The organism is Pedobacter sp. SG908 (assembly GCF_011759615.1).
Lineage (GTDB): Bacteria > Bacteroidota > Bacteroidia > Sphingobacteriales > Sphingobacteriaceae > Pedobacter > Pedobacter riviphilus.
Map to the genome: position 1 here is coordinate 614,503 of NZ_JAAOYY010000003.1, position 26,447 is coordinate 640,949.

19 protein-coding genes are annotated in these 26,447 nt (G+C 38.2%); 4 read left to right on the forward strand and 15 right to left on the reverse strand.

The genetic code is table 11. The features are described from left to right. Positions 1-114 precede the first annotated feature (114 nt). Positions 115-1,389 carry a DASH family cryptochrome gene (locus FHT21_RS23315; protein ID WP_167297101.1) on the reverse strand — a complete coding sequence of 425 codons (1,275 nt, stop codon included), beginning with the start codon at positions 1,387-1,389 and terminating at the stop codon, positions 115-117. A gap of 170 nt (positions 1,390-1,559) precedes the next feature. On the opposite strand from FHT21_RS23315, the gene FHT21_RS23320 reads away from it, so the two are divergent. Both FHT21_RS23320 and FHT21_RS23325 read left to right on the forward strand, forming a co-directional pair. Then, entirely contained in the window at positions 1,560-2,462 is a 903-nt protein-coding gene (locus FHT21_RS23320; RefSeq protein WP_167297102.1) for a TIGR01777 family oxidoreductase, read from the forward strand. A 126-nt stretch (positions 2,463-2,588) separates the two neighbouring features. After that, positions 2,589-3,890, forward strand: a complete 1,302-nt coding sequence (locus FHT21_RS23325; RefSeq protein WP_167297103.1) for a deoxyribodipyrimidine photo-lyase — start codon at positions 2,589-2,591, stop codon at positions 3,888-3,890. Here the strand turns inward: FHT21_RS23325 and FHT21_RS23330 are convergent. From FHT21_RS23330 to FHT21_RS23365, 8 genes are all read right to left on the reverse strand, one after another. After that, positions 3,880-4,746, reverse strand: coding sequence for an FKBP-type peptidyl-prolyl cis-trans isomerase (locus FHT21_RS23330; protein WP_167297104.1), 867 nt, complete (start codon positions 4,744-4,746; stop codon positions 3,880-3,882). The two genes, FHT21_RS23325 and FHT21_RS23330, sit on opposite strands and share 11 nt — an antisense overlap. A 3-nt stretch (positions 4,747-4,749) precedes the next feature. Continuing rightward, positions 4,750-5,238, reverse strand: coding sequence for an FKBP-type peptidyl-prolyl cis-trans isomerase (locus FHT21_RS23335; protein WP_243854083.1), 489 nt, complete (start codon positions 5,236-5,238; stop codon positions 4,750-4,752). Positions 5,239-5,298: 60 nt separating this feature from the next. Then, a complete protein-coding gene (locus FHT21_RS23340; RefSeq protein ID WP_167297105.1) occupies positions 5,299-5,745 on the reverse strand; it encodes an FKBP-type peptidyl-prolyl cis-trans isomerase in 447 nt (148 codons plus the stop codon). Positions 5,746-6,043: 298 nt separating this feature from the next. Beyond that, a complete protein-coding gene (locus FHT21_RS23345; RefSeq protein WP_167297106.1) occupies positions 6,044-7,837 on the reverse strand; it encodes an acyl-CoA dehydrogenase family protein in 1,794 nt (597 codons plus the stop codon). Between the two features lie 133 nt (positions 7,838-7,970). Further along, the gene (locus tag FHT21_RS23350; RefSeq protein ID WP_167297107.1) at positions 7,971-8,321 is read right to left on the reverse strand and encodes a four helix bundle protein; all 351 of its coding nucleotides are present in this window, start codon (positions 8,319-8,321) and stop codon (positions 7,971-7,973) included. 105 nt (positions 8,322-8,426) lie between these two features. Beyond that, the gene (locus FHT21_RS23355; RefSeq protein WP_108198048.1) at positions 8,427-9,602 is read right to left on the reverse strand and encodes an acetyl-CoA C-acyltransferase; all 1,176 of its coding nucleotides are present in this window, start codon (positions 9,600-9,602) and stop codon (positions 8,427-8,429) included. Positions 9,603-9,754: 152 nt separating this feature from the next. Beyond that, complete coding sequence (locus tag FHT21_RS23360) at positions 9,755-12,160, reverse strand: 3-hydroxyacyl-CoA dehydrogenase/enoyl-CoA hydratase family protein (RefSeq protein ID WP_167297108.1); 2,406 nt, start codon at positions 12,158-12,160, stop codon at positions 9,755-9,757. A gap of 74 nt (positions 12,161-12,234) precedes the next feature. Next, positions 12,235-12,669, reverse strand: a complete 435-nt coding sequence (locus tag FHT21_RS23365) for a MarR family transcriptional regulator (protein ID WP_167297109.1) — start codon at positions 12,667-12,669, stop codon at positions 12,235-12,237. Between the two features lie 110 nt (positions 12,670-12,779). On the opposite strand from FHT21_RS23365, the gene FHT21_RS23370 reads away from it, so the two are divergent. Continuing rightward, entirely contained in the window at positions 12,780-13,757 is a 978-nt protein-coding gene (locus FHT21_RS23370; RefSeq protein WP_167297110.1) for a hypothetical protein, read from the forward strand. A gap of 236 nt (positions 13,758-13,993) precedes the next feature. Here the strand turns inward: FHT21_RS23370 and FHT21_RS23375 are convergent, their stop codons facing one another. From FHT21_RS23375 to FHT21_RS23395, 5 genes are all read right to left on the reverse strand, one after another. Continuing rightward, positions 13,994-15,316 (reverse strand): OmpA family protein, encoded by a 1,323-nt coding sequence (locus tag FHT21_RS23375; protein WP_167297111.1) that lies wholly within the window; start codon positions 15,314-15,316, stop codon positions 13,994-13,996. Positions 15,317-15,701: 385 nt separating this feature from the next. Then, the gene (locus tag FHT21_RS23380; protein ID WP_208399022.1) at positions 15,702-17,411 is read right to left on the reverse strand and encodes a DUF885 family protein; all 1,710 of its coding nucleotides are present in this window, start codon (positions 17,409-17,411) and stop codon (positions 15,702-15,704) included. Positions 17,412-17,519: 108 nt separating this feature from the next. Next, positions 17,520-19,856 (reverse strand): GAF domain-containing protein, encoded by a 2,337-nt coding sequence (locus FHT21_RS23385; RefSeq protein WP_167297112.1) that lies wholly within the window; start codon positions 19,854-19,856, stop codon positions 17,520-17,522. Between the two features lie 83 nt (positions 19,857-19,939). Next, on the reverse strand, positions 19,940-21,661 hold the full coding sequence (gene ggt / locus FHT21_RS23390; RefSeq protein ID WP_167297113.1) for a gamma-glutamyltransferase: 1,722 nt from the start codon (positions 21,659-21,661) through the stop codon (positions 19,940-19,942). Further along, a complete protein-coding gene (locus FHT21_RS23395; RefSeq protein ID WP_167297114.1) occupies positions 21,633-23,408 on the reverse strand; it encodes a long-chain fatty acid--CoA ligase in 1,776 nt (591 codons plus the stop codon). The genes ggt and FHT21_RS23395 overlap by 29 nt, the downstream gene beginning before the upstream one ends. Before the next feature lie 254 nt (positions 23,409-23,662). On the opposite strand from FHT21_RS23395, the gene FHT21_RS23400 reads away from it, so the two are divergent. Continuing rightward, positions 23,663-24,127 carry a hypothetical protein gene (locus FHT21_RS23400; protein ID WP_167297115.1) on the forward strand — a complete coding sequence of 155 codons (465 nt, stop codon included), beginning with the start codon at positions 23,663-23,665 and terminating at the stop codon, positions 24,125-24,127. Positions 24,128-24,258: 131 nt separating this feature from the next. Here FHT21_RS23400 and FHT21_RS23405 read toward each other — a convergent pair whose 3' ends face one another. Then, positions 24,259-26,037 carry a PDZ domain-containing protein gene (locus FHT21_RS23405; protein ID WP_243854084.1) on the reverse strand — a complete coding sequence of 593 codons (1,779 nt, stop codon included), beginning with the start codon at positions 26,035-26,037 and terminating at the stop codon, positions 24,259-24,261. Between the last annotated feature and the right edge of the window lie 410 nt (positions 26,038-26,447).

Below are 26,447 nucleotides of genomic sequence, written 5' to 3' on the forward strand. Positions count from 1 at the left end.
TGAGAATTATTGAGTGAGAGAATTATTGAATAAGAGAATGATAAAAATATGACTTGTATTAATCGATAAAATTTCAAATTCATTCATTCAGTGCTCAATCATCAATCATTACAACTATGATGCCCAAGTTAAGGAGTAATTGCCTTTTGGGTCGAGATTTTTGATATTTTTATCAAGGTCGAAAACACTTTTTGATTTCTGATCGTTACCTACACCGGCTACATTAGCCCAGTTCCCCCAATTACTTGCCGGGTTGTAATCGATCAGTTTTTCTTCGAAATATGCTGCACCAAAAACCCAGCTTACCTCTAAATTATTGATCAGATATAAAGCTGCTGTTTGCCTGGCGATATTCGAGATGAAACCGGTTTGATTTAGCTCTGTCATCACCGCATCTACCACAGCAAAACCTGTTTGCGCATTCTTCCATTTACTAAAGTTATCCTGCTCATTTACAACATCAATAAGCCCCTGGCTACCAAATCCATCCGGACTAAAAAACGTATTACCATATTTCTTAAACATGAAACGGAAGTAATCTCTCCAAAGCAGACCTAATAAAATATGATTGAACATGGCCTTGGTATTGGGCACACCTTCCATTTTTTTAATTTCCCAGTACACTTTTCGTGGCGATAAACTGCCCATGGCCAGCCATGCCGATAGTTTTGAAGCCAGAATTAAATTCTTGGTTGTTGCAGCCTGTTGCATGGCTACAATCACTTTTTGAAGATGAGCCAAACCCTCGGCCTCGCCACCAACAAATTCAAAATCAGCACGCTGATCTTTTTGTTGTGGCAAAAGGTTAAGTTCTTCTAGCGATGACAATACCCCCCAATCAATCACTTCGGCTACATTAATGCGGTCGGGCGCAGCAAAACAAGGTTTGATAATCGAATCGCGCTCAATCTTTTTCTTAAACTGATTAAAGGCATCTGGAATATCCTTAATTGGAAAAGGTAAATCTTCTTTATTATATAAGGTATGACCGATAAAATGTTTCAGGTTGATGCGTAATTTCCAAAGTGCATTCTCTACCAAAGTTGAAACATGCGTTTCTTCCCTTGCAACTTCGCGGTGATGGTAAACTTCGGTAATTTCATATTCCTGAGCAAGTTGCGGAATAATATCTTCAGGATTACCTTCGGCGATAAGCAAGTTACCCCCAATCTGCTTTAACGAACTGCGTAAACTTAAAACACTTTCTATAATAAACTGCGCTCTAATATTACCCGTTTTTAGCGTACCGTATTTTGTTTCGCCAAAAGAACGGCGATCGAGAATGTAAACAGGTAAAATCGAATCAGACTTAGCAATCGCCTCAACCAGCATTTCGTTATCATGCAAGCGAAGATCATTTCTAAACCAGACTAAAATTTTTTTGGACATCTTTTATCGAAAAGGGTGTAAGAACGCGTTTACAAATTTATCTTATTTTTCTTCTTCATCAAACCCCTAAATAATTCTTTACAAATAGGTAACAAAAAAATTAGAACCGAATTAATATCGTTTTAAATGATAGCATAAAAACCCTTTTGTATCTTTGGTGTTTTAAAAAGATGGCAAAGAAGATTCTGATTACCGGGGCTACAGGACTTGTGGGTACTGCGCTGAAAAAACATCTGCTAAGCAAAGGTTATGAGGTGAATACACTTTCGCGAAAGAAAGACAACAATCCGAATAATTTTGTGTGGGATGTTTACAAAGGAACGATTGATGCTGATTGTTTGAATGGTGTAGATGCCATTATCCATTTAGCGGGAGAACCAGTAGTCGATAAAAAATGGACCGATGAACGCAAAAAACAGATCATCGATAGTCGCGTAAAATCAACCGAATTACTCTTTAAAATCATAAAATCTAAACCCGACCATCAGCTAAAATCGTTCATTTCTGCCTCGGCAGTTGGTTTTTATGGCGATTGCGGCGATGAAATTTTAACAGAAGAAAGTTTAAACGGTTACGGATTTTTAGCCGAATGCTGTAAACTTTGGGAAGATGCAGTAGATCAGGGCAAAAAACTAAGCCTCCGGATTGTAAAACTCCGTACGGGAATCGTTTTAAGTAATCATGGAGGGGCTTTACCACAGCTTGATAAACCGGTAAGGTTATTTACTGGAGCCGCTTTAGGTACGGGCAAACAATGGACGCCCTGGCTGCATATCGATGATATGGTAGAAATGTACATTGAGGCCATTGAAAATCTTAAAATGGAGAATTCATATAATGCTTGCGCGCCTTTTCCCGTAACCAATAAAGCGTTAACCAAAGCCATTGCCAAAAGGCTACACCGACCTTTTTGGCCTGTTAAGGTACCCAAAAAAGCATTGGAATTGTTATTAGGAGAGCGTGTTGAGGCCGTATTAATGAGCAATAATACTTCAGCCCAAAAAATTCTAGATGCGGGATTCAAATTTAAATTCACACATCTGGAGGATGCGTTGAAAGATTTATACAAATAGCTTAAATTGGATAACTGGCCGTCATCCTGAACTTATTTCAGAATCTTATCTCTATAACTGTACTATTATAAAAGATGCTGAAACAAGTTCAGCATGATGTAAATCATTAATTTGTAATCCCCCTCAATGACTTCAATATCAATTCTATGGTTCCGTCGCGATTTACGTTTAGCAGATCATGCTGCATTATATCATGCCCTTAAAAGCGATTATCCTGTTCTTCCGCTTTTCATTTTTGACCAGCATATATTAGATAAACTCCCAAAAGATGATGCCCGCGTAACTTTCATTTATCAAACCATTGAAGATTTAAAGAGAGAACTTCAGCAATATGGATCAGATTTATTGGTGAGATATGGCAAGCCCGAAAAAATATGGCCTGAAATTTTAAAGGAATACGATGTTAAGGGCGTATATACCAATCATGACTATGAGCCTTATGCCTGCGAACGTGATGATAACATGGCCGAATTTTTAACCAGCGAAAAAATAATATTCAAAACATATAAGGATCAGGTTATTTTTGAAAAAAACGAAATTTTAAAAGCCGATAAAACACCCTACACTGTTTTTACTCCTTTTTACAAACAATGGCATGCCAAGTTAAACGATTTTTATGTAAAGGCCTATCCGACTAAAAAATATCTCAAAAATTTATTGCAAATCAAACATCTACCTTACCCAGGTTTGTATGAAATGGGCTTTGAAAAGAGTAAGCTGGATTTTCCGAAAATCAGTTATCAAAACAAACTTGATGATTATGCAAAAAAACGTGATTTCCCTGGACTTGATGGCACCACCCATATCGGACTGCATTTACGTTTTGGAACGTTAAGCATTAGGAAAGCGGTTAAGGATGCATTGGAAGCTAAATCGGATGTCTGGCTTTCTGAATTGGCATGGCGCGAATTTTATATGACCATACTTTGGCATTTCCCTCACTCAGCTTCCAATTCGTTCAAAAAGCAATATGATAAAATTAAATGGCGAAACAACGAAGATGAATTTAAAGCCTGGTGCGAAGGCAATACTGGTTACCCTATTGTAGATGCCGGCATGAGGCAGCTTAACCAAACCGGCTGGATGCACAACCGTGTACGCATGATTGTGGGCAGTTTTTTAACCAAACATTTACTCATCGACTGGCGTTGGGGAGAAGCTTATTTTGCAGAAAAGTTATTGGACTACGAAATGGCAAGCAACGTGGGCGGCTGGCAATGGGCTGCAGGATCAGGGAATGATGCCGCACCTTATTTTAGGGTTTTTAACCCTGAACTCCAGACTAAAAAATTCGACCCTAAGTTCGAATATATTAAAAAGTGGGTGCCAGAATTTGGAACAAAAAAATATGCCCAACCAATAGTTGAGCATACTTTTGCAAGGGAAAGGGTTTTAAAAGTTTTTAAAGAGGCTTTATCTAATTTGTAACCTTTACAATTTCTATGTCGAAGTCTAAAGGAGTTCCGTTAGCTAAATCAGAAGGAATAACCAAACGAAGTTTTCCCCCAGCAGTTACCTTTCCTGGTAATATTAACTGCCAACCTTTATATAAATTACTCAAAACATCGCTAAAAGTTCCATCTGTACTACTTTGTAAAACCGTTCCGTCTAAATGACGCACAGTGTAGTTTGCAACGATTGTAGAATTCAGGTTAATCACATCTGTTCCTGTTCCAGGAGTAGTAATGCTATAGCGCGCTCTTGAAGGATCTTTAATTAGTGTTAAATTATTATTGCTAATGAATTTATTGATTTCAAATTCATCTATTTCGTGTCTTTTCGATTCAGCGTAAATACCCAAATCAACAAGAATATTTTCATTTGATCCAATATTCAAAAAACTAACCCCATTCTTACCAAAAGCCATACTAGAAGGCATAATTAATGTTGCCTTGCCACCTCTTTTTAATTTGGTTAACACTTCTCTAATTGGCGTAAATACATACGATACGTTATTAATGGTAAATCGATCAGTATAACCCAAAAAGGTACCTGGAATCATTAAATCAGATGTTTGATTTAACACCTGGCCAGACAAGGTTTTAAAGGTATACGAATAATAAACCGAATCTTGGTTTTTAACAACATCACCAGTGCCAGATGTAATGATTTTATAGTAGTAGCCTTTTGGATCCTTATCGAAGCTAAGATTATTCTTTTTAAGATAAGCTTGGATAGCGGCATCATCTACACTTTCAATAGACTCATATTCCTTTTTACATGAGCTGAAGATTGTAGTAGCCAGTAAAAGTGCAAACAGGCTAAGTTGAGTAAATTTGTTCATTTATTATTGTACGTCTGTAAGTGTTATGGTAAAATCAAGCACTGAATTTGCCGGAATTAATGCGGATGGCGACTGTGTTCCGTAAGCGAAGTAAGATGGGATAATTAACCTGATCTTTCCTCCTTTTTGTATTTTTTGAATCCCAAACTGCCATCCTAAAATTACATTTCCTAATTTAAAAGAGGTTGGGGTTCCTTTGGTGCTATCGAAAATAGTACCGTTTAATAATCTGCCTTCATAATCTGCAGTAATCACTGTAGAGGTGAGATAACTTACGTTTCCCGTCCCAGGAGCTATAATCTGATAAAAAATACCACTAGCATCTTTTGTTGCCGGGATATTATTGGTCTTAACAAAAGCGCTTATTGCAGCAGTATCGGCCTTAAATTGTGGAGTAGGATCGTAATCATCTACCGGCACATTTTTTTTACAGGCTGCTAAACATCCTGCAAGGCATATTATAAGTATAAAATATTTAAACTTAACCATCATCCGCAAAAATAAGCTTTTAATACGGATGCTACAATTTTTAACCTATTTTAACAAATAAGCCTATTGTGTATTCGAAAGCTGAATTGTAAAATCCAATACCGAATTACCTGGAATAGAGCCTACAGCACCACTTACATAACCCAAGCTAGGCGGAACGATCAACCTGATTTCGCCACCTTTTTGAATTTTAGGAATACCGATTCTCCAGCCTGAAATTAGTTCGGCAAGATTGAAGGTCTGCTCTTTGCCATCGCCATTATCAAATATAGTTCCGTCTAACAACCTGCCTTCATATTTAATGGTTATTTTGGTATTATTTGGATAAGTGAACGACCCCGAACCCGGTTTAATGATCTGATAGTATAAACCAGAGTTATCTCTAACTGCATTAATATTATTTTGTTTGATGAAATCGGCAATCTGTTTTTCAGGATCCTCATCCTTTTTACAAGATGAAAACGCAGCTAAACATAAAAAGAGTATGGTAAGAAATCTAAATTTAAACATGTGCGAAAATAGGATTTTAATAACATAAAGCTAATGGGTTATGTTTTTTTTGAAGCGCAATCTTCTACTGCTTGGGATGCGGTAGTCCTGCTTTGCACTTTTATCTTTTTTGTAGAATTATGTATAAAGAAAATTTCCATCTACAAAAAAGGATAACGTTTCAATCAGGGCTAATTAGGCAAGTTCCGTGGTGCTGTTAACTTACATCGCCCAAACCTCATTTCACAAAACAAGAAAAGGGTTTAAAATCTGGATTATACACCCAAACCTTAAACCCTCAACTTTTTAAGCTTTACGCTTAAAAAATATACTTATTTGCCTCAATAAGCTGTTGGGCAACTCTTTGACGGGCATCTTTAACATTAAACGGTTCCACTTTTGTAAAACGGCGTAAACCAACCAACATCATACGCTGCTCATCTCCTTCTGCGAAAGCCCAAAGTACTTCTTTACCAGCTTTAGCAATACCATCAACCGCCTCTACCAAATAAATGCGTAATAAATCCAGCTGACCTGCTGATGCTTCTTCTCCACGGGTGTGCACTAACTTTTCTGTCCTTAATAAAGCCGATTCAAGCACATAAACATAACTGGCCATATCGGCGATGTTCATTAAAATTTCCTGTTCTTTACTTAAGGTCATCATCAATTTTTGAACCGCAGCCCCAGCCACCATTAAAGTCGCTTTTTTCAAATTCGAGAGTACCTTTTTCTCTGCAGCAAATAAGGTGGTATCTTCTTCGCCAAAATCAGGAATGCTCATCAGTTCAGCTGCAACTGCTGTAGCAGGGGTCATTAAATCCAGTTCGCCTTTCATCGCACGTTTCAGCATCATATCAACGGTTAACAAACGGTTAATTTCGTTTGTACCTTCGAAAATCCGGTTAATACGCGCATCACGATACGCCCTATCCATTGGTGCATCGGCACTAAAGCCCATACCACCGTAAATCTGTACACCTTCATCTACAGTATAATCTAAAGCTTCTGAGCCCCATACTTTTAAAATGGCACACTCTACTGCGAATTGTTCAACAGACTTTAATCTCGCTTTACCAGATTCCATTCCACCTGCAACCAGTTGATCGTAAGTATCATCAATATTTTGTCCCGCACGATAGTTCGCTGAATCAACAGCGTAAAGTTTAGCGGCAATTTCTGCAATTTTAAAACGGATAGCACCATATTTGGAAATCGGGCGGCCAAACTGGATCCGTTCATTCGAATAATTAATCGCCGTATTTAGAGTTGCTTTTGAAGCGCCAATAGCTGCTGCTGATAATTTAATACGGCCGATATTTAAAATATTAACCGCGATTTTGAAACCATTTTCCCTATCACTCAACATGTTCTCAACGGGTACTGGGCAATCGTTAAAGAAAACCTGACGGGTTGAAGAGCCTTTAATACCCATTTTATGCTCTTCCGGATTCATGGTGATGCCACCGAAATCTTTCTCTACAATAAATGCGGTTAAGTTTTTATCATCATCAATTTTCGCAAAAACAATAAAAACATCGGCAAAGCCGCCATTGGTAATCCACATTTTCTGACCAGTGATGATGTAGTGTTTACCATCATCGCTCAGCTTAGCTTTGGTTTTACCAGAGTTGGCATCCGAACCGGAGTTTGGTTCGGTTAAGCAATAAGCAGCCTTCCATTCACCCGAACCGAGTTTAGGAATATACTTTGCTTTTTGTGCTTCGTTACCATAATATAAAATTGGCAATGTACCAATTCCAGTATGGGCAGAAAGCGCAACAGCAAAAGAGTGGCCTGCACCTACCACATCTGCAACCAGCATGGAAGTATTGAAGTTTTTGCCAAAACCTCCGTATTCTTCAGGAACCGAAACGCCTAAGATACCCAGTTCGCCAGCTTTGGTTAAAAGTGTTGGCATGAGCTCTGGGTCTTCCTGCTTATCAATTTTATCTAAATTAGGATAAACTTCAGCCGCCAGAAAATCGCGACAGGTTTGCGCAATCATCTGCTGTTCTTCATCAAATTCTTCAGGGATAAATACTTCCTGATAAGTGGTATCCTTAATTAAGAATTCACCACCTTTAATTGTCTTTTTTTCAGTTGTTTCCATTTTAATAGTATCTAGTAGCGAGTATTAAGATTTGAGTATCAAGACATCAGTATCAAGACAAAGTCTATATCAAAAAAATTTACTATTGTATAATCCAATCTTGATACTCACATCTTTCTTCCTAATACCCACATCAAATTAATTTTCTTTCCAGGGCATAAATCATTTTTTGAACTTCAGTAACTTTCTCAATTAATCCCGTTGACAAGATGTCCTCTAATAACCCAAGTTGATTTGATATAATTAGCTGTGTTTCCAACTCGAATGCTGAACCTTGACTAATCGTTAAAAAATATTTAAACTGGGGACCACTCCCTCTACCAGCCCCCTCAGCAATATTCGAGGCAATTGAAACTGAACATCTTTTCATTTGTGAAATCAGCCCAAATCTTTCATCACCAGGCAAAAACGATGTCGCTTTATAAACTTCAACAGCTAAGTCGATTGATTTTTGCCAAACTTTTAGTTCTTTAAAATTATGCATATATATTAGTATTAGTGACTGAGTAATATGTCGGGATGATTTTATAAACTGGTTTATTCGCCTGCTATTAAATCTTGATACTATATACTCATATCTCGATACTAATTAAAGTAACTCAAAAATCCCCGCTGCACCCTGCCCTGTTCCTACACACATGGTTACCATTCCGTACTTTTTGTTCTGTCTTTTAAGTTCGTTCATGATTTGCACCGTAAGTTTTGCACCTGTACAGCCCAGCGGATGCCCTAATGCAATTGCACCTCCGTTTACATTAATTACATCCGGATTTAAATCCAATGTTCTGATTACAGCTAACGATTGTGAGGCAAAAGCTTCGTTCAGTTCGATTAAATCGATATCTTCTTTTTTCAAACCCGCTTGTTTCAATGCTTTTGGAATCGCCTCAATCGGACCAATACCCATAATGCGCGGCGGAACACCTGCAATGCCATAACTTACCAACCTGGCAATCGGTTCTGCATTTAATTCTTTCATTTTCTTTTCAGACACCACCAAAACAAAAGCTGCTCCATCAGATGTTTGCGATGAGTTACCCGCTGTTACACTTCCAACCGCATCGAATACGGGTTTCAGTTTCGCCAATTTATCTAAGGTAGTATCTGCACGGGGACCTTCATCGGTATCAACCACGTAAGAACGGGTTTTCTTTTTCAGGTTGGCATCAAGATAATTTTCGTTTACCGTGATTGGCAGAACACCATCTTTTAAGTGACCATTTTTTATAGCATGAATGGCTTTCTCGTGAGATTTTAACGAAAAAGCATCCTGATCTTCACGGCTCACATTATACTCTTTAGCTACTGCTTCTGCGGTTAAGCCCATGCCCCAATACCAATCTGGATTGTTTTTTGCAACTTCTGCATTTGGCACGAGTTTCCATCCGCCAAAAGGCATTCCGCTCATAACCTCTACGCCACCGGCGATAATACAATCGGCCATGCCTGCTTTAATTTTAGCAACTGCAGTGGCAATGGTATCTAAACCCGATGCACAATAGCGGTTTACGGTAACCCCTGGTACTTTATCGGTATCCAAGCCCATTAATGAGATCATACGGCCAATATTCAGCCCCTGTTCTGCTTCTGGTGTAGCGTTACCCACAATTACATCATCAATTTGTTCGTTATCTAAATTCGGAACCGATGCCACTAAAGCCCTGATTACTTCTGCGGCTAAATCATCAGCTCTTGTAAAACGGAATACGCCCCGGGGTGCTTTGCCCACTGCTGTACGATATCCGGCTATAATATATGCTTCCATTCTTTTAGTATCTAGTAGTTAGAATCAAGTATCGAGACTTAATTCTAGCATTATTATTTTATTTGTTATTTACTATGAGTCATTTTTTTCGACAATCATATCTTGATACTTGATACTCTTATCTTGATACTCATATCTAAATATTTAACTCACTAATTCCTCAACGGTTTCCCCTTTGTAATAATACTTTGAATCCTTTCTAAACTCTTCCGCTCACCAGCAAGTGATAAAAATGCTTCTCTTTCCAGATCCAATAAATATTGTTCGGTTACTTCTGTTGGATAAGATAAATCGCCGCCACACATTACATAACCTAATTTTTCAGAGATTTTTTTATCATGCTCGGAGATGAAATGCCCCGCATACATGCTATTTGCACCTGCATAAACAATTCCCAATCCTTGCTTGCCTAAAACCTTGATGTCGTTACGCTGAACGGGTTTGGTATATCCTGCATCGGCCAGTTCAATAGCTTTGGCTTTTGCATCGGCCAATAAACGGTTGCGGTTCATCGAAATCGAGAATTTATCTTTTTGCAGATAACCCAGTTCGTAAGCCTCGTAACCTGACGTAGAAACTTTGGCCATTCCGATAGTTAAGAAACGGTCTTTCAGTGCATTTTGCACAATCTGATCATCCTTAAATTCATCAGATGCGCGCAAAGCAAATTCTTTAGTACCGCCGCCACCAGGGATTACACCTACACCAAACTCTACCAAGCCCATGTAAGTTTCGGCAGAAAGCTGTACATGATCGGCATGTAAGCTAAACTCGCAACCACCACCTAATGTTAAATTATGCGGAGCTACTACAACCGGGATAGAAGAATAACGGATGCGCATCGAAGTATTCTGGAACATACGGATCGCCATGTTCAATTCATCCCACTCCTGTTCTACGGCCATCATAAAAATCATTCCCACATTTGCGCCGGCAGAGAAATTTGCACCATCGTTGCCGATTACCAAACCACGGTAATCTTTTTCGGCCATATCAATTGCTTTATTAATGCCCGAAATCACATCACCGCCAATAGTATTCATTTTGGTGTGGAATTCTACATTTAGAATGCCGTCGCCCAGATCGATAATCGAAACACCTGAATTTTTCCAAAGGGTTTTATTTTCTCGAAGGTTATCCAAGATGATGAACTCATTGGTTCCAGGTAAAGCTTTATAACTTTTAGAAGGGATGTCGTAATATTTTTTAACGCCGTTTTCTACTTTATAGAATGAAGTATTTCCAGCATCGAGCATTTCATGCACCCAAGCCGCAGCTTTATTGCCATACTGCTCCATTCCTTCAATGGCTTCTTTTACGCCAACAGCATCCCATAATTCGAAGGGACCAAGTTCCCAACCAAAGCCTGCACGCATCGCATCATCAATACGGTACAGCTCATCAGAAATTTCAGGGATTCTATCTGATACATATTCAAATAAACCAAATGAAGAATGGCGGAACAATTCGCCTGCCTTATCTTTTCCTTTGGCAAAAATCTTCATACGCTCGCGAAGGTTCTCCACCGGCTTAGTCATTTCTAAGGTAGCCGATTTCACTTTTTGCTGAGGTTTATATTCCAGGGTTTTTAAATCTAACGCCAAGATTTCGGTTTTACCGTCGGCTGTTTTCGTTTTTTTATAGAAACCCTGCTTCGTTTTATCGCCAAGCCATTTGTTCTCTTCCATTTTTTGCACATATGCAGGAAGTTTAAACAAATCGTGTGCTTTATCATCTGGGCAGTTATCATAAAGCCCTTTAGCCACTTTAATCATGGTGTCTAAACCTACCACATCGGATGTGCGGAAAGTAGCCGATTTTGGTCTACCCAATGCTGGCCCTGTAAATTTATCAACCTCCTCTACAGTTAAATCTAATTTTTCGACCAAATGCAAAAGTGCCATAATCGAATAAACCCCTACCCTATTTGCAATAAAAGCCGGGGTATCTTTACATAAAACGGTTGTTTTTCCTAAAAATTTATCGCCATAGTGCATCAGGAAATCAACAATTTCTGGCTGCGTATGCGGCGTAGGAATAATTTCCAATAATTTTAAATAACGCGGTGGATTAAAAAAATGTGTTCCACAGAAATGTGATTTAAAATCATCACTTCTTCCCTCAGCCATTAAATGAATAGGAATACCAGAAGTATTTGAAGTGATTAAAGTACCAGGCTTACGGAATTGCTCTACCTGCTCGAAAACTTTTTTCTTGATATCAAGATTCTCGACCACGACTTCAATTACCCAATCATAACCGGCAATTTTCGACATATCATCGTCGAAGTTTCCGGTTTTGATTTTATTTAATACTTTTTTGGTATAAACCGGCGATGGATTTGTTTTCACAGCCGTTTGCAAAGCTGTATTCACAATCCGGTTTTTTACAGCTGGGTTATCCAGTGTTAATCCTTTTGCCTGCTCTTCAGGGCTTAAGTCTTTTGGGGCAATATCCAACAGCAAAACCTCTACGCCAATATTGGCGAAGTGGCATGCAATACGCGACCCCATAATACCTGAACCTAAAACAGCAACTTTATTAATGCTTCGTTTCATTACTTTATATATTTTTCTTTAGGCCTGATTAAACCTGTACAAAGTGAATTTATTTTGCCTCAGATTACATCCTGTTAATCAACAGTATAGGCTACCGTGATCTCATTTAGTTTTATCAATAGATTAATGAATGTTTCTTTTTCTTTTTTGGTAAAGTGCTCATCCAGGTATTCATTAAATTTTCGAACAACCCCTTTGGCCAATTGTTTTTTCTCTTTACCAAAATCAGTCAGGAAAACTTTTACCGAACGTTTATCGCCTGCAGATGTTTCACGGTAAATGAGGTTGGCCTCTTCCATATTATTTAACATACGGGATAAACTGGTTGCCTTAACTCCAAGCAAGCCAGCTAAATTTGAAACCGCAGTTCCCTCAGCATCATCTATATTAATAAGCATGTAACCAATAGCCTGTGTAATCCCAAAACCGGATGCCATTTGATTGTACTTATTAAACATATTTTGCCAGGCAAACTTAACGTGGTAATCTATGGTTTGTTGTTGTTTCATTTTCACTAATTTATTATGCTTGCATAACAAAGCTAACGAATGTATTTTGTTAATGCAATAGAAAAATTCAAAATATTTGTCAAATTTTTCTTATCATAGTCATACACAAAATGAAAACACTCGATATGTTAACAGTAAAACAAATACTCTTGTTTAGTCTATTTATTTTATGGGCTACGATTTGCCAAAGTCAGGTATCGTATTTCGGGGCTGCTCTTTTAAACAGTCAAAAATTAGCAGTTTTCAAAAAAACAACTACCTTATTTACATTACAATATACTGATTATGCCGAATTGGAGAAATTTGATCAGGCTATTAAAAAAAGCTGGACAGTTACACCTTATAAAATTATTAAGCCCGAAGAGCTTGCGCGCTACGACACAGTAAAAAACTATTCTTTTTTTTATTTCGACAGTTATGCAGAGAAGTTAGACAGTACAACTAACGTAAATGTGGTTTATGCACTAAAATTAATAACGCCATCTAAAAACCCTAAGCTAAAAGAAGAAAGTATATTGGCAACAGTTGCACTTTTTGCTGATCCTAACACCAATCTGTTGGTCAGAACGCAAGATCAACAATATGGCAGCAAAAGAAGTGTAAGAAATAATATTTTATCATATTTCTATAACAAGTCTAATTTCTTCAACTGGTCGCCCGGCTTTTTAACAGGTTATTTAAAACAGATTAATGATGGATTGCTTGCAAATGAAAATTGCAATATAGACTACCAATTTTATAATAAGGTACGCCTACCCGAGATGGCTAAGGAAACGCTATACATACCTGAATACATTAAGCAGGTGTTTTCTTCGAGATTAGCGCTTCTGCCACAATCGGGCATAATTTCTGAACCTTATAATTACAAACTCAAATTTGTATCATACAAAGTACTCGATAGTTTAATTCTAAACAAATCCACTAATGTTAAATATGTGGTTTACACGCAACGATCTGGAGATAAAATAATCAGTGTATACGATAGTAAAGACGATAAAATTATTTATCAACGGTTTTATCCTCAATCACTAAATTTTGAGATGAATGACTTAAGTGAGATTAAAAAGGTAATTGTTTCACTTAAATAAGCGGAGTTAGAATTATAACTATTGCACTGTCATTCTCAACGCAAGATCAATTGGTCTGGTCATTTTAGAAGCCTATTGCACCAAAATCAATCTAACAAAGATCCTTCACTGTGTTCAGGATAACAAATCCGCTTTATGAATATTAGCTAAATAGTAGTCAGCTTTTAGAACAAAACCTCTTAAACTAAAAAAGTCCCGATTTTCATCGGGACTTTTTATAATATGATTAAAACAGACTAGTAAAGTGTAAACTCTACACGACGGTTTTGTTGACGACCAGCCGCTGTTTTGTTAGTAGCAATTGGTTGGCCCATGCCATAACCTGTAGCTTCAATACGTGATGCATTTGCACCTTGAGAAACTAAATAAGCTTTTACCGATTCTGCTCTATCTTTTGATAAACGCAAGTTTAATTCTTTTGAACCTGTATTATCTGTATGACCAGCTAATTTTAAGCTAAAGTTTTTCTGAATCAACAATGCTGCAACTCTATTTAAAGAAGCATAAGATTTAGAACGGATAGTTGCTTTACCTAAATCGAATTCTAAGTTTTTAATCGCTTCGTTAACAACTTTACGATCTTCTTCTGTTACGATTACTTTTTCTACAACTTTTTCAGGAGTTTTTAATGGACAACCAGAACCATCAACAACAGTACCTGCTGGTGTATCAGGGCATTTATCTAATTTATCTGCAACACCATCACCATCTGAATCTTTTAAGATATCATTTAGTTCTGAACGTAATTTTGCATTATCAGCTTTTTGGGCATTTAATTCAGATTTTAAACCTTCTGCAGTTTGTTTTGCTTTTAAAGCTTCATCATAAGTTAAAGCTACCGGATTATGGAAAGCCAATTGTTTTCCGCTACCTAAGGCAAACTCTAGACCAGCATAAGCATAATTGTATTTATCGTTTCCATTTTTGTAATAACCATCTAAATTATCACCATCAACAAAATTGATGGTCCAACCTAAATCGAAATTAACCGCATCAGAAATTTTAAATTTTGCACCTAAACCTACAGGAATAATTAATTCGTGGATGTTATCGCCACCACCAAATGTTGAAGTTCCTGCTGCTGTAGTAATAGTCGGTTTATAGGCTGCAATACCTGCTCCGGCAGAAGCATAAAGCTGCAAAGTATTCTCTTTTTTAAACATATCAATGTTGAACATGTTTACCACGGCATTTAAACTTCCTGAATAAGACAAATCTGTATCGAAGGATTTTACAGGAGAGTTGTTTACCAAACCACTTTTATAAGGCTCGGTATTATCTCCTTTTAATTTACCACGAACTCCATCTAAACGAAGAGAGAAATAAGGTGTAAATTGTTTTTTAATGTAAAGGCCGTAACCTAAACTTGATTTGTTATTACTGAAATCATTTTTTCCACCCAATGGAGACAGTGGAGTAAGTACACCGGCGTTTACACCGATAGACCATGTTCTTAATGTTGTTGATGAAGTTGCCGGGCTTTCCTGAGCTGAAGCAACCGACCCGATGAGTAAACCAGCGAGTGCAACTGGGAGTGTTTTAAATAGCTGTAATTTCATAAATTTTCTATTAACGTTGAATAAGCGTTTTCCAAGTATTACAATAGCCATACCAAAAATACAGGCTTGTAAAAATACTTATCAACTTTTCAACACTAATACCTAACGTAATACATCAGACAAACTAAAAAATACGTTAGAACATAGTGAGCGCATCTCTTTCAATCCGTTTAAGCTAATTCTTCCAAAATCAGATTTTTAAGTTTGGGCTTCAATATACTTTTTCATGTTAATATTTGCGAATGAAAAAATTGTCAGTATTGCTCTTTAAAATAGGTCAATGCCAACTTATCAGGTGGATAAGCTCTTCTTGCGAATCATGGAAAAAGCCCCGTTTTGGATCATTCATTTCATAAAGTTATAAATACATCTGCCAAATATTCTACTATTTAATATCGCCGGCAAATTTCCATCGGGTGCCGAAATTTTCGGGCAATATTTGGTTGGTTAACAAAGCTCTTACCATTTCTACTGGCATGTTGTTTTCGTGTAATATACGATCGTGAAACTGAATATTAGTCATCTTGCCGCTTTCTACCAGCTCTTTGTGCAATGCTCTAAACTGCAATCCACCCAACATGTACCCGATTTGATACAATGGGCCATAACCTCCGGTAAACGATCTACGTACCTCAGCTTCTGCATTGGCACGTTCAAATCCCACACGGTCTACTAAAAAGTCTATACACTGCTTGGGCGTCCAATTCCCCAAATGGTAGTTCATTGAAAAAATAATACGTGCACAACGGTGCATACGCCAAAAAAGCATACCAATTTTATCTTCCGGAGATTTCGCGAAATTTTGGTCCCACAATAACATCTCCCAATACAACGACCAACCTTCCGTCCAGAAAGGTGTACCAAATACTTTTCGGTAAGGTTTGTAACGGCTTTGCATAAAATATTGAAGGTTGTGTCCCGGAATAAGTTCATGAAAAACTACAGCTCTAGAAAAATGCCTGTTATTGCCGCGAAGGGTCATCATTTTGGCATCCTCGGTCATGTCTTCTGTCGGATAGGCAATTAATACCGATTCACCACCCAGAAAAAATGGTGCAAACAATTGTTCCTGCGGGCTTAACATGCGCATACGCCAGCCTTCTTTGGCCAGGGACGGAATAGCGATGAGTTTATTTTTCTCTACAAAATCTATGGCCTCATTGGCCAATTCATAAACCAGTTCGGGCTGTTTTCCCAATTCAGGATAATCGGTTTTAACCTTTTCCAATGCTTTTTTCCAATCGTTGCCAAAGCCCATTTGTTGCGAGGCTTTAAGCATTTCGGCATCACACCAGGCAAACTCCCTCATGGCAATAGCCTCAATCTGCTCAGGTGTATAGGCAATCATCTCATCATTTAAATTGCTCAGCAAAGCAGTTCTCCCAATCGGATTACCAATAATACCACTTCCATCGTCTTTCGCATTTGAGGGTTTAGCTATTTTGCCCAGTACAGCAGCATAATCTTTTATTGCATCTACTACATCGGGGTAAACTGCTTTTGTGGCTTTGGTAAATTGCGGATCGTAGCCATCATAAAATTTATAGGCTTCAGTAAATACAGATAAGTACTGATTAACAGTTTTCTGTGCCCAAGAAGCCTGTACCGGTGTAACAGCTAAATCTTTGTTTTCCACTGCCTTTGTGGTTTTCTGAATATTCGCTTTAAGTTGTTCGAATTGTTCTTGGGTGGTTTTACCGTCTTGCTGTTGGCCAATTCTGCGCTTCGCCTCAAAATCTAATAATGTTTTGGCAAAAGGCAACATAAAAATACTGCTTTTAAATTCGGAATATTGCTGTTGTAAACTTGCAGAATCTGACCGAATATCGCGTTTAAGCAAAATATAATCTACCCTTTCATTTACAGTTAGCTTGTTAAAAGTCAAGTCCTTTAATTGTTTTTGCCAGTCTGTATAAAATCGTTCCATCCGTTTAAAATATTCCTCAGATCGCTTGAGTGCATATTTTCGGTTAAGCATGGTCTCGTCTGATTGGTATTGATTAATCAGCGGACTCACGAGGCTGGCTTCATTAGTTTGAGCGTGTAATTGTACTGTAACTGTTAGCAACAAAAACAGATAAAATAGTTTGCGCATAGCGATTGGGGCATTTTGAATTAGTTGACGCAATATAGCTAACCATTAAGTATTTGCTGTAGGGTACCTGTGTAACTTATTGAAGATATTAGATTAAAGGTAGCACATTTATAAAATAGTTAAGCGCAATGCCTTTAATCCGCTTAGTCCCTGTAAATCTTCCAAATCAAGATCCTCGGTTTCTGGCTTCAACACCCCTGTTTCCTGCAAATATTTTACAAATGGAAGGTAATCGTCAATATCCCTTTTATTGAAATAGATTAATGCCAGTTTATCGGGTTGGGTAAGGCGCTCCTGCGAATTGCGAATGAGTATCTTATCGATCCTTTTTTTGATCATCTGATACCTGATATTGTAAGCTCCTTCTACATCGAACTTTCGCTCATCGATCCTAAAGCTAATGTCTATTGGATGGTTGTGAATAAAGATAAGTTGTGTAGTGGCCAGCTTAACGGCCAAATCGGGCTGGAGTTGCTGAACCATTTTGGCAATCTCAGCCATTGACGATAGTTGCCATAACCTTAAGTTTTTAAGATGGAAGTGATTAAAAATCCGATCTGGCGCAATAGACTGCCCAATATAAATATCGTATTCAACACCATCCGTCCTGAACTTCTCAAAATAACAGGGATAAGAATCTTGTAGTTTTTCGCGTTCGGTTTCAAAATAATTGTTAATGGCAGTATTAATTAGCTGCATGGATGTTTCCAAAGCCTGGCGATGCTTATATACCTCGCCATGAGGTGCTGAAATGCAATCTAGATATTTATTGATTATCTTTTGAGTATTAGGGTGCGATTGGGAAATGAGCCTTAGGTAATCACTGGTTTCTTCTTTAAGGAAAATATTGAGGCTGTTTTCATCAGTTGTATTTAGTTCGTCGCCCTGTAAAATATCGCTCCATTTATTGCAGTTAAAAATGATTTCCACCAACAATGCATCGCTATAAGTTTTGCCCAGCTCTTCTAGCGTTTCACGAAACAGGCTTAGGTGAAAGCTTAAATCGGCTTTACTGGCTACATTGCGTTCTGCTGTAGAATTTCTAATATCTATTGCGCCATAAAAAGGGTAAACATCTGCAAAACTTATATCCTCATTACGCTGTGGCAAATTCTTTTTCTTATTGTAAAGATGATGCCAGGCTGCTTCATTAAACTTCCACTGTACCGCTGGTTGGATAGAGGTATATTTTTCTTTAATGATATTTTCGATTTCGAGATTAAACTCATCTATATATACCTGTAAGAGTTGAGCAATAGGTGCTAAAACAGGCTCCAATAAGGTAATTTTCTTTTCATCGAAAGTTTCGCCAACCCAGGTATGCATGCCCAATACGCCAACTAAGATCTGGTTATGAAATACTGGTATAAGCGCCATCGATTTTACGTTTAACTCCCTAAATCTGTCTAACCAGGGAAACATCTCTTTGCTTTCTGCCCAAATATCGGGCGAGTAAAAAGAATTAGGGTTCGCGGCATAACCTTCGGCAATCTGCTGAAAGGCTTCGGGGCTCAAGGTTTCTTCGCCCCACACCGAAAACAGTAGGCCACTGCCTCCTTTTACATAGCCATAAACCATTTTGTTGTTTACCCTTACGAAAGGGAAAAGATCGAATTGGATATTGGCATTTTGCACCAGCACTTTTAACGATTGTATCACTTCTCCATAAGCGACACTCTCGCTGCCTGGTATGCGGCTCAACCTTACATTTTTAATATTTTCTACTGCCTGTTTAGCGGTAACATCAGTAATGGTAAGCACAGAAATACCGTTAAGCTCAAAAAGCGACAATGGCAACACCTGTTGAAGTTTATCCAATCCAGATTCTTCACTCAAATATTGTTGTAACTCGCGGTAGCTAAGATCTGGTAACGGCTGTTTCACCTTAACTTCGATGAAACTGGCATTTACGCCAATATGGAAATAACCCGGCAAACCAGTATCTGCATTGATACCCGAATGGTATTTTTCTTTTAAAGGTGAGTGGAACGCATATAATTCGTTAAGAATGAAGGAATAGATAAAATAAAGGTGATCATGTTCACGTTGTTCCAACGTTTTTGAACCAACAAAACTGTTCTGGTCTTTTTCTTCGTGCTCGAGCAGCTCGTACATCAGCTCCGTTCCATAAAAAGTAATGGGCTGCATTGGTGCACAAAGCCCCCAAGCCTGATGCTCTTCTGTCAAAAGCGCAGGCGAAAGACAGGCATACATATGCTCCAACAGTAACTCGTGCTGGTAAATATCATCTATAGCGATAGCCTGGTCATCAATTCCCTGTTTTTTAAATTCTTTTAAGGCATTCTTATAAAGGATAGATTTTACAGTCTGTTCTTCTTTAATTTTTCGCTGCAGGTATTTGATAAAAGGACCAAAAGAGATTGCTGAATTTACCTTTGGTAAATCTGGATAATTTTGGGCAAGATTAAATATGCGCTTCTCCATCTCTTTAAACTTTGAATTAGAAAAACTAATTGAATGGCAAAAGATTGACTACTGCTAAGATAAAAAAATAGATTGAGAAGTTGCTACCAGCCGATGGCCTTATCATCTCCCCTAGGATCGGCGCCCCCCTGATAATTGCCCCACTTGGTTTTTAAGATGGCATCTACCCGGCCAATTGGGCCTCTAGGCACGATTTTATAGCCTTTTGCTTTTAATTTTTCTATTGTTAAACTATCGATGGCATCTTTTTCTACATACACCTCATCTGGTAACCATTGGTGATGAAACTTTTTAGCAGCTACAGCCGATTGCATAGACATATCGAAATCGATTACATTAATAATAGTTTGAAATACAGATGTAATGATGGTTGAGCCGCCCGGTGTACCTACCACCATAAATAATTTTCCATCTTTCTCTACAATACTCGGTGTCATAGAGCTTAACATTCGTTTATTGGGTGCAATGGCATTGGCTTCGCCACCAACTAAGCCATACATATTGGGCGCTCCAGGTTTAACAGAAAAGTCATCCATTTCGTTGTTCAACAGAAATCCAGCTCCTTTCACTGCAACTAACGATCCGTAAGAACCATTTAAAGTAGTAGTAATTGAAACGGCATTCCCATCGCGGTCTACAATAGAGAAATGTGTGGTTTCTTCGTGCTCTGCTCCTTTTATTTCGCCGGCCAAAACAGCACTACTTGGTGTTGCTGCTGCCCAGCTAAAGTTTGCCATGCGGTTTTTGTTATAATCGGCATTCAACAGCTGTTGTTGTGGAACAGCATAAAAATCAGGGTCGCCTAAATGTGTTGCCCGGTCGGCATACACTCTTCTTTCGGCTTCTACAATTACCTGAACTGTAGAATCTGCATTATGTCCCCATTTTTTTAAAGGATAAGGCGCTACAGATTGGAGCAATTGGATCAGGGCAATACCTCCACTCGAAGTAGGTGGCATGGTAATAATTTTGTAGCCCCTATAGTTACCTGTTATGGGTTTACGCCAGGTTGCGTGGTAATTTTTTAAATCTGCTCTTGTAATGAGTCCTTTGCCCCGCTGCATTTCGGCCACCAGCGAATCGGCTACGGCGCCTTCATAAAAACCTGCCCTACCTTTTTCCTGTATTAGTTTTAACGTATTGGCCAACTCTTTTTGAACAAGCACATCATTTTCCTGCCAGGTGCTTTCCAAATTTACAAAAGCAGTTCCACCAGGGTTAAATTCCATAAATTTACGATGCAAACTATTCAACTCCCCAGCTTGTCGCTTGGTGATCTTGAAACCGTTTTGAGCGAGGTTTATCGCTGGTTGCAATACCTGTGCCCAGGAAAGCTTTCCATATTTTTTGTGAGCCTCTACCATGCCATCTACTGATCCTGGCACGCCTGCAGCTAAATGGCCATAAAGGCTTTTATCAACAATTGGATTGCCAACAGCATCCAGATACATATCTCTGCTGGCTGCCGCAGCTGCTTTTTCTCTAAAATCTAAGGCATTTATTTCGCCGTTTGTACCACGATATACCATAAAACCACCCCCACCAATGTTCCCCGCGTTAGGGTAAACTACGGCAAGCGCAAACTGAACCGCAACAGCAGCATCAACGGCATTCCCCCCCTTTTTTAAAATATCTATTCCTACTTGCGACGCTTCTGGATGGGCAGAAACCACCATCCCATTTTTATATTCGCCACTGTTGTTTTTACCCAATTGTCCGGTTACGCAACCAGCCAATAACAGTACAACACTTAAGTATATTAACGATTTTTTAAGGTTATTGAGGGGCTTTATAGCTTTCTGCATCTTTATATATTTTTTCGATTACCTCGTTATTTTTTTCGGTTATCACTTTTCTTTTCAAACTTAATTTTGGGGTAAGCTCACCGCCATCTATGCTCCACTCTTTAGGTAACAATGCAAATCTTTTTACCTGTTCCCACTTACCAAAGCCCACATTTGCAGCTTCGATAACCTCGTTGTATTTAGCGAGCACCTGTTCATTTTTAATAATCTCTTCGTTCGAGTTAAAAGTAATGCCTTTTCTGCCTGCCCAGGTTTTTAAGGTTTCGAAATTTGGAACAATCAGTGCAGACGGGAATTTCCTGTTCTCGCCCAAAACCATAATCTGTTCAATAAAAATCGATTCTTTATATTTATTCTCGAGCATTTGTGGGGCAACGTATTTACCACCAGCAGTTTTAAACATTTCTTTTTTACGGTCGGTAATTCTTAAAAAGCGGCCATCAACCAATTCACCAATGTCTCCGGTATGAAACCACCCTTCTTTATCTACCGCCTCATCGGTTAAATCAGGTCGGTTATAATAACCTTTCATTACCTGATGTCCCCGGGTTAAAACTTCGCCATCTGGTGCAATTTTAACTTCTACACCTTTAATTACCTCGCCAACAGTACCGAACATGGTTCCGCCGAAATGATTAACAGTAATTACCGGTGAGGTTTCTGTTAGTCCATATCCTTCAAAAACAGGCATACCCGCAGCCCAGAAAATTCTGGCCAAACGCGGATTTAGCGCTGCTCCTCCTGATACGATCACTACAATTTCGCCGCCCAGCGCTTCCTGCCATTTTTTAAAAACCAGTTTACGGGCAATTCCGAGTTTGAAGTTATACCAGGCGCCCGCATTAATTGTATATTTCTCAGCTAAAGCTACCGACCAGAAGAAAATACCTTTTTTAATTCCTGTTAATGCTTTTCCTTTCTCCATGATCTTATCGTACACTTTTTCGAGAAGCCTTGGAACGGTAGAAAACACATTGGGTTTTACATGCTGAATATCGGCTACAATGGTTTCCATACTTTCGGCATAATAAATTCCGGTATAATTAAACAGATATAAATAAATGATCATCCGCTCGAAAATGTGCGAAAGCGGCAAAAAGCTTAAGCCTTTTTTAACGCCTTCGGGTATTACCACAGCAGAGTTAACAAAATTTGCAACCAGGTTATTATGCGTTAGCATTACACCTTTTGGCGTACCCGTAGTGCCAGATGTATAAATTAGGGTTAATATATCTTCGGGGGCAACTTTAGCACGATGTTCTTCCAAATCAATGTCTGTACTCGCTTTGCCTAATTCAATTAATGTATTCCAGTTTTCGGCTTCTGCAATTTCATTAAAACTGTAAATCTTAATGGCTGAATTAATTGCATCAGCACAAGGCTTAATTTTTCTATACAAATCTTCGTCGGCTACAAAAATAATGGCGATTTCTGCATCTTTCAGGATAAACTGAATATCGTGTTCAGCTAAGGTTGGATATAAAGGAATCTGATAAGCGCCAATCTGGTTGGCCGCAAAATCGGCAATATTCCATTCAGGCCGGTTATGCGACATTACAGCAACCCTGCCTCCTTTGCCTATGCCTTGTTTAATTAATCCACGGCTTAGGTTATCTACAGCGGCACAAAAATCGGCTGTACTATAATTTATCCATTTTCCGTTAATTTTTCCGCTGATGAATTCTTGCTTAGGATTTTCGAGGCTGTATTTCAAAAGATCAAAAACCCGTTTAATTTCTGCCGCCATATGAATTGTATATTATTTGGTTAAGTTAAAAAATCAAACATAAAGATTAACATCTATATGCCTTTTTAATGAAAATAATACCACGTAGTTAATAAAACGCTGTATTTACTTTCTGTAAAAAATATTTAAATAAACTTAGCAATTACAAAATTACTATGCAAGCATTGTTTTTTATCCTAACGGATTTTTACCAAAAAAACAGAAACGGCATTAAAGTTGTTAAGCTGATAATTATTTTACAAAACATTTAAATTATGAAAAAGTTATTTACAATTTTAGGATGCATTGCATTGTTTGCCCTTACTACAACAACCGTTAAAGCTCAAAACTATAAAACCGGACTTGGTTTAGGTATTGACTTTGGAGATGGCGCTACATTGGTAGGTCCATCTATCAGACACCACTTTAGCCCAAAAGCAGCTATTCAAGGCGATGTATTATTTGGTGGAAACTCTACTATTATCCAAGGCTTCCTTCAATACAATTCATCAATTCCAGGTGCCAGAGGTTTAGATTGGTATCTTGGTGGTGGTCCGTCAATCCAATTGTATGATGGAGGTTCTAACTTTTTCCTGGTTCCGATGGTTGGTTTGGATTATAAATTTAGCGGTGCGCCATTGGCTTTGGCTTTAGACTGGAGACCAAGAATTTATTTGGGCAGCAACGACAGCGATTTTAACGCTGGAAGATTCGGCCTAGGTTTTAGATATACCTTCTAGACAAAGCGTATGGCGCTCGGCGCGAAGCGTAAACTTAAAAAACATAAAAAATCCCATAAGATTAATCTTATGGGATTTTTTATGGAGTTTTAAAATTAACTGCAAATTGAAAATTTTTAACTGCGAACTGACTAAACGCCCGTCCATTTTTTTAACACTGCTTTTTGAGCTGGTGTTGCATTTTCGCTTACAGTTGCTTTTAAGCGTACATTTGGATTTTCTTTCAGACTTAAAGAAATTTCTTTTTCAAGTCCATCGCGAATCACCCTAACGGTTAGCTGATCGCCAATTTTTTTATCGGTAATGATGGGTAAAATATCTAATGAAAATTTCGGTTCTTTTAGTTTCACATTTTTCAGCACATCACTCAATGATGAGCCATCAATCAGAACAATTACATCGTTAACATTTAAACCACTTACCCAAGCGGCTGAGTTTCTGGCAACCGAAGTTACTTCTAAACCCTTAGTAGCCAATTGAACCGCTGCACCAGTAACCGGTTTACCAGGAGTTGCATTTTCTGTAGAAACATCAACACCTGCATACGCGAAATATTTTACATAATCTACGTCATCTACGCCGTTAACATATTTTGCCCAAAAGTTAGTAAAGCTAATTCCTGATATCTTTTCAACCATGGCTTTAAATTCTGCATCAGTATAACCACGTTTTAAGGTTTTGCACTGCAAATACATGGCTTTCATTACATCGTCTAAACTTTTGGCACCTTTAGTGGCATTTATGATTTCGAGATCCATTAGAATACCAATCACTTCTCCTTTATTGTAGTAAGAAATGGAATTGTTTTTTGAGTTTTCATTCGGGCGGTAACCAATAATCCATGCATCATAACTGGATGAAGCAGCCGACTGATATTTCGCACCAGGCGTATTCAACACCGTACCTACACCGTCAGCAAGATCTTTCAAAAATTCATTTACATCAGTAAAACCTGCTCTATGCAAATACTTATTTTCGTAATACGAAGTAAATCCTTCAGCCACCCAGAGGTTGGTCGTGTAATTTTCGTTGTCATAATCAAAAGGGCCTAGTGCTATCGGACGTAAGCGCTTAACATTCCAAAGGTGGTGATACTCATGAGCAACCAGGCCTAAAAAGCCTTTATAACCTTCAGCTGTATTGTATGCATTTCTGGTTGCACCTAAGGTTGTAGAGTTTAAGTGTTCTAAACCACCGCCACCTTTTAAGAAATTATGGACAATAAAGAGATAATATTTATTAGGATTTTCGCCATAAACTGCAGTTTCTTTTTCTACAATTTTAGCCATATCTACTTTTAGTTTTTCCTTATCGTAATTACCGCCACCGTACATGGCTACCTCATGGCGAACACCAGCAGCTGTAAATTCGAAAATATCCTGATTACCCACCTCAATAGGGCTATCATAAAGAATGTCAAAATCGGTAGCTTTATAGGTAAACTGCTCACCCACAACCGGAGTTAACCCGGTAGAAACTTTGGTCCAGGTATTAAAAGGAACAATTTTTACAGTACTTGGCGATTTGATCATGCCATCAGGATGCATAAAAATTCCTGTTGGAGATAAGAATGCGTGAGATTCGTCGATAAAAGGCGTACGCACCGAGATTTCGAATGCATAAACACGGTAATTGATCTGGATATTGGCAGCCTTAGCTGAGAAAATCCTCCAGGTGTTTTTCCTTACTTTTTCAACTTTTACGGCTTTACCAGCTGCAGTAGCCTTAAATTCTTCTACACTTTTTTCAAACTCGCGAACCAAATAAGAACCCGGTGTCCAAACTGGCATTTTTACATCTACATAATCTTTTGCCAAGCCAGAAATATTCATCTGAACTTCGGCATAGTGTGCCTGTGGCTCTTTAAAAGAAACCTCAAAGCCTATTTTTACCTGCGCCTTCGCTGCCATAATACACGTTAGTAGTAAAACTAAACTTAAAATTGATTTTTTGTTAAACATATTGATATTGACTGTGTTTTGCTGCAAATTTAGATTTATTGATGGGGTTTTAGAACAAAATAGCTAAATGTGGTGTAAAATAGTTGTTTCCGTTTCATTGGTTCATGGCTGATGGCTGATGGTTTTTACGCTAACTAAACCCAAAAATAAATTTGCTTTCGCATCTTTAATTGAGTTATGAGGATATAAAAGCTAGTAATATTATATCTTCAGACAGATTTACTCAAAACTGAAAGCTGTCCGTTCCAAACTGAAAATCGGTAACATCCTTAATACAACAAATTTAGGACTAAACTATTTGAATATTTTTACGCTCTAATTCTAAACATTAATTTCGTTTTAATGTTGGAATACGCACA

Coding starts and splice junctions, on each gene's coding strand:
- FHT21_RS23315 (WP_167297101.1), bottom strand. CDS start 1,389: ATGTCCAAAAAAATTTTAGTCTGGTTTAGAAATGATCTTCGCTTGCAT.
- FHT21_RS23330 (WP_167297104.1), bottom strand. CDS start 4,746: ATGAACAAATTTACTCAACTTAGCCTGTTTGCACTTTTACTGGCTACT.
- FHT21_RS23325 (WP_167297103.1), top strand. CDS start 2,589: ATGACTTCAATATCAATTCTATGGTTCCGTCGCGATTTACGTTTAGCA.
- FHT21_RS23400 (WP_167297115.1), top strand. CDS start 23,663: ATGAAAAAGTTATTTACAATTTTAGGATGCATTGCATTGTTTGCCCTT.
- FHT21_RS23345 (WP_167297106.1), bottom strand. CDS start 7,837: ATGGAAACAACTGAAAAAAAGACAATTAAAGGTGGTGAATTCTTAATT.
- FHT21_RS23335 (WP_243854083.1), bottom strand. CDS start 5,238: ATGATGGTTAAGTTTAAATATTTTATACTTATAATATGCCTTGCAGGA.
- FHT21_RS23355 (WP_108198048.1), bottom strand. CDS start 9,602: ATGGAAGCATATATTATAGCCGGATATCGTACAGCAGTGGGCAAAGCA.
- FHT21_RS23340 (WP_167297105.1), bottom strand. CDS start 5,745: ATGTTTAAATTTAGATTTCTTACCATACTCTTTTTATGTTTAGCTGCG.
- FHT21_RS23320 (WP_167297102.1), top strand. CDS start 1,560: ATGGCAAAGAAGATTCTGATTACCGGGGCTACAGGACTTGTGGGTACT.
- FHT21_RS23365 (WP_167297109.1), bottom strand. CDS start 12,669: ATGAAACAACAACAAACCATAGATTACCACGTTAAGTTTGCCTGGCAA.
- FHT21_RS23350 (WP_167297107.1), bottom strand. CDS start 8,321: ATGCATAATTTTAAAGAACTAAAAGTTTGGCAAAAATCAATCGACTTA.
- FHT21_RS23360 (WP_167297108.1), bottom strand. CDS start 12,160: ATGAAACGAAGCATTAATAAAGTTGCTGTTTTAGGTTCAGGTATTATG.
- FHT21_RS23370 (WP_167297110.1), top strand. CDS start 12,780: ATGAAAACACTCGATATGTTAACAGTAAAACAAATACTCTTGTTTAGT.
- FHT21_RS23395 (WP_167297114.1), bottom strand. CDS start 23,408: ATGGCGGCAGAAATTAAACGGGTTTTTGATCTTTTGAAATACAGCCTC.
- FHT21_RS23380 (WP_208399022.1), bottom strand. CDS start 17,411: ATGCGCAAACTATTTTATCTGTTTTTGTTGCTAACAGTTACAGTACAA.
- FHT21_RS23385 (WP_167297112.1), bottom strand. CDS start 19,856: ATGGAGAAGCGCATATTTAATCTTGCCCAAAATTATCCAGATTTACCA.
- FHT21_RS23375 (WP_167297111.1), bottom strand. CDS start 15,316: ATGAAATTACAGCTATTTAAAACACTCCCAGTTGCACTCGCTGGTTTA.
- ggt (WP_167297113.1), bottom strand. CDS start 21,661: ATGCAGAAAGCTATAAAGCCCCTCAATAACCTTAAAAAATCGTTAATA.
- FHT21_RS23405 (WP_243854084.1), bottom strand. CDS start 26,037: ATGGCAGCGAAGGCGCAGGTAAAAATAGGCTTTGAGGTTTCTTTTAAA.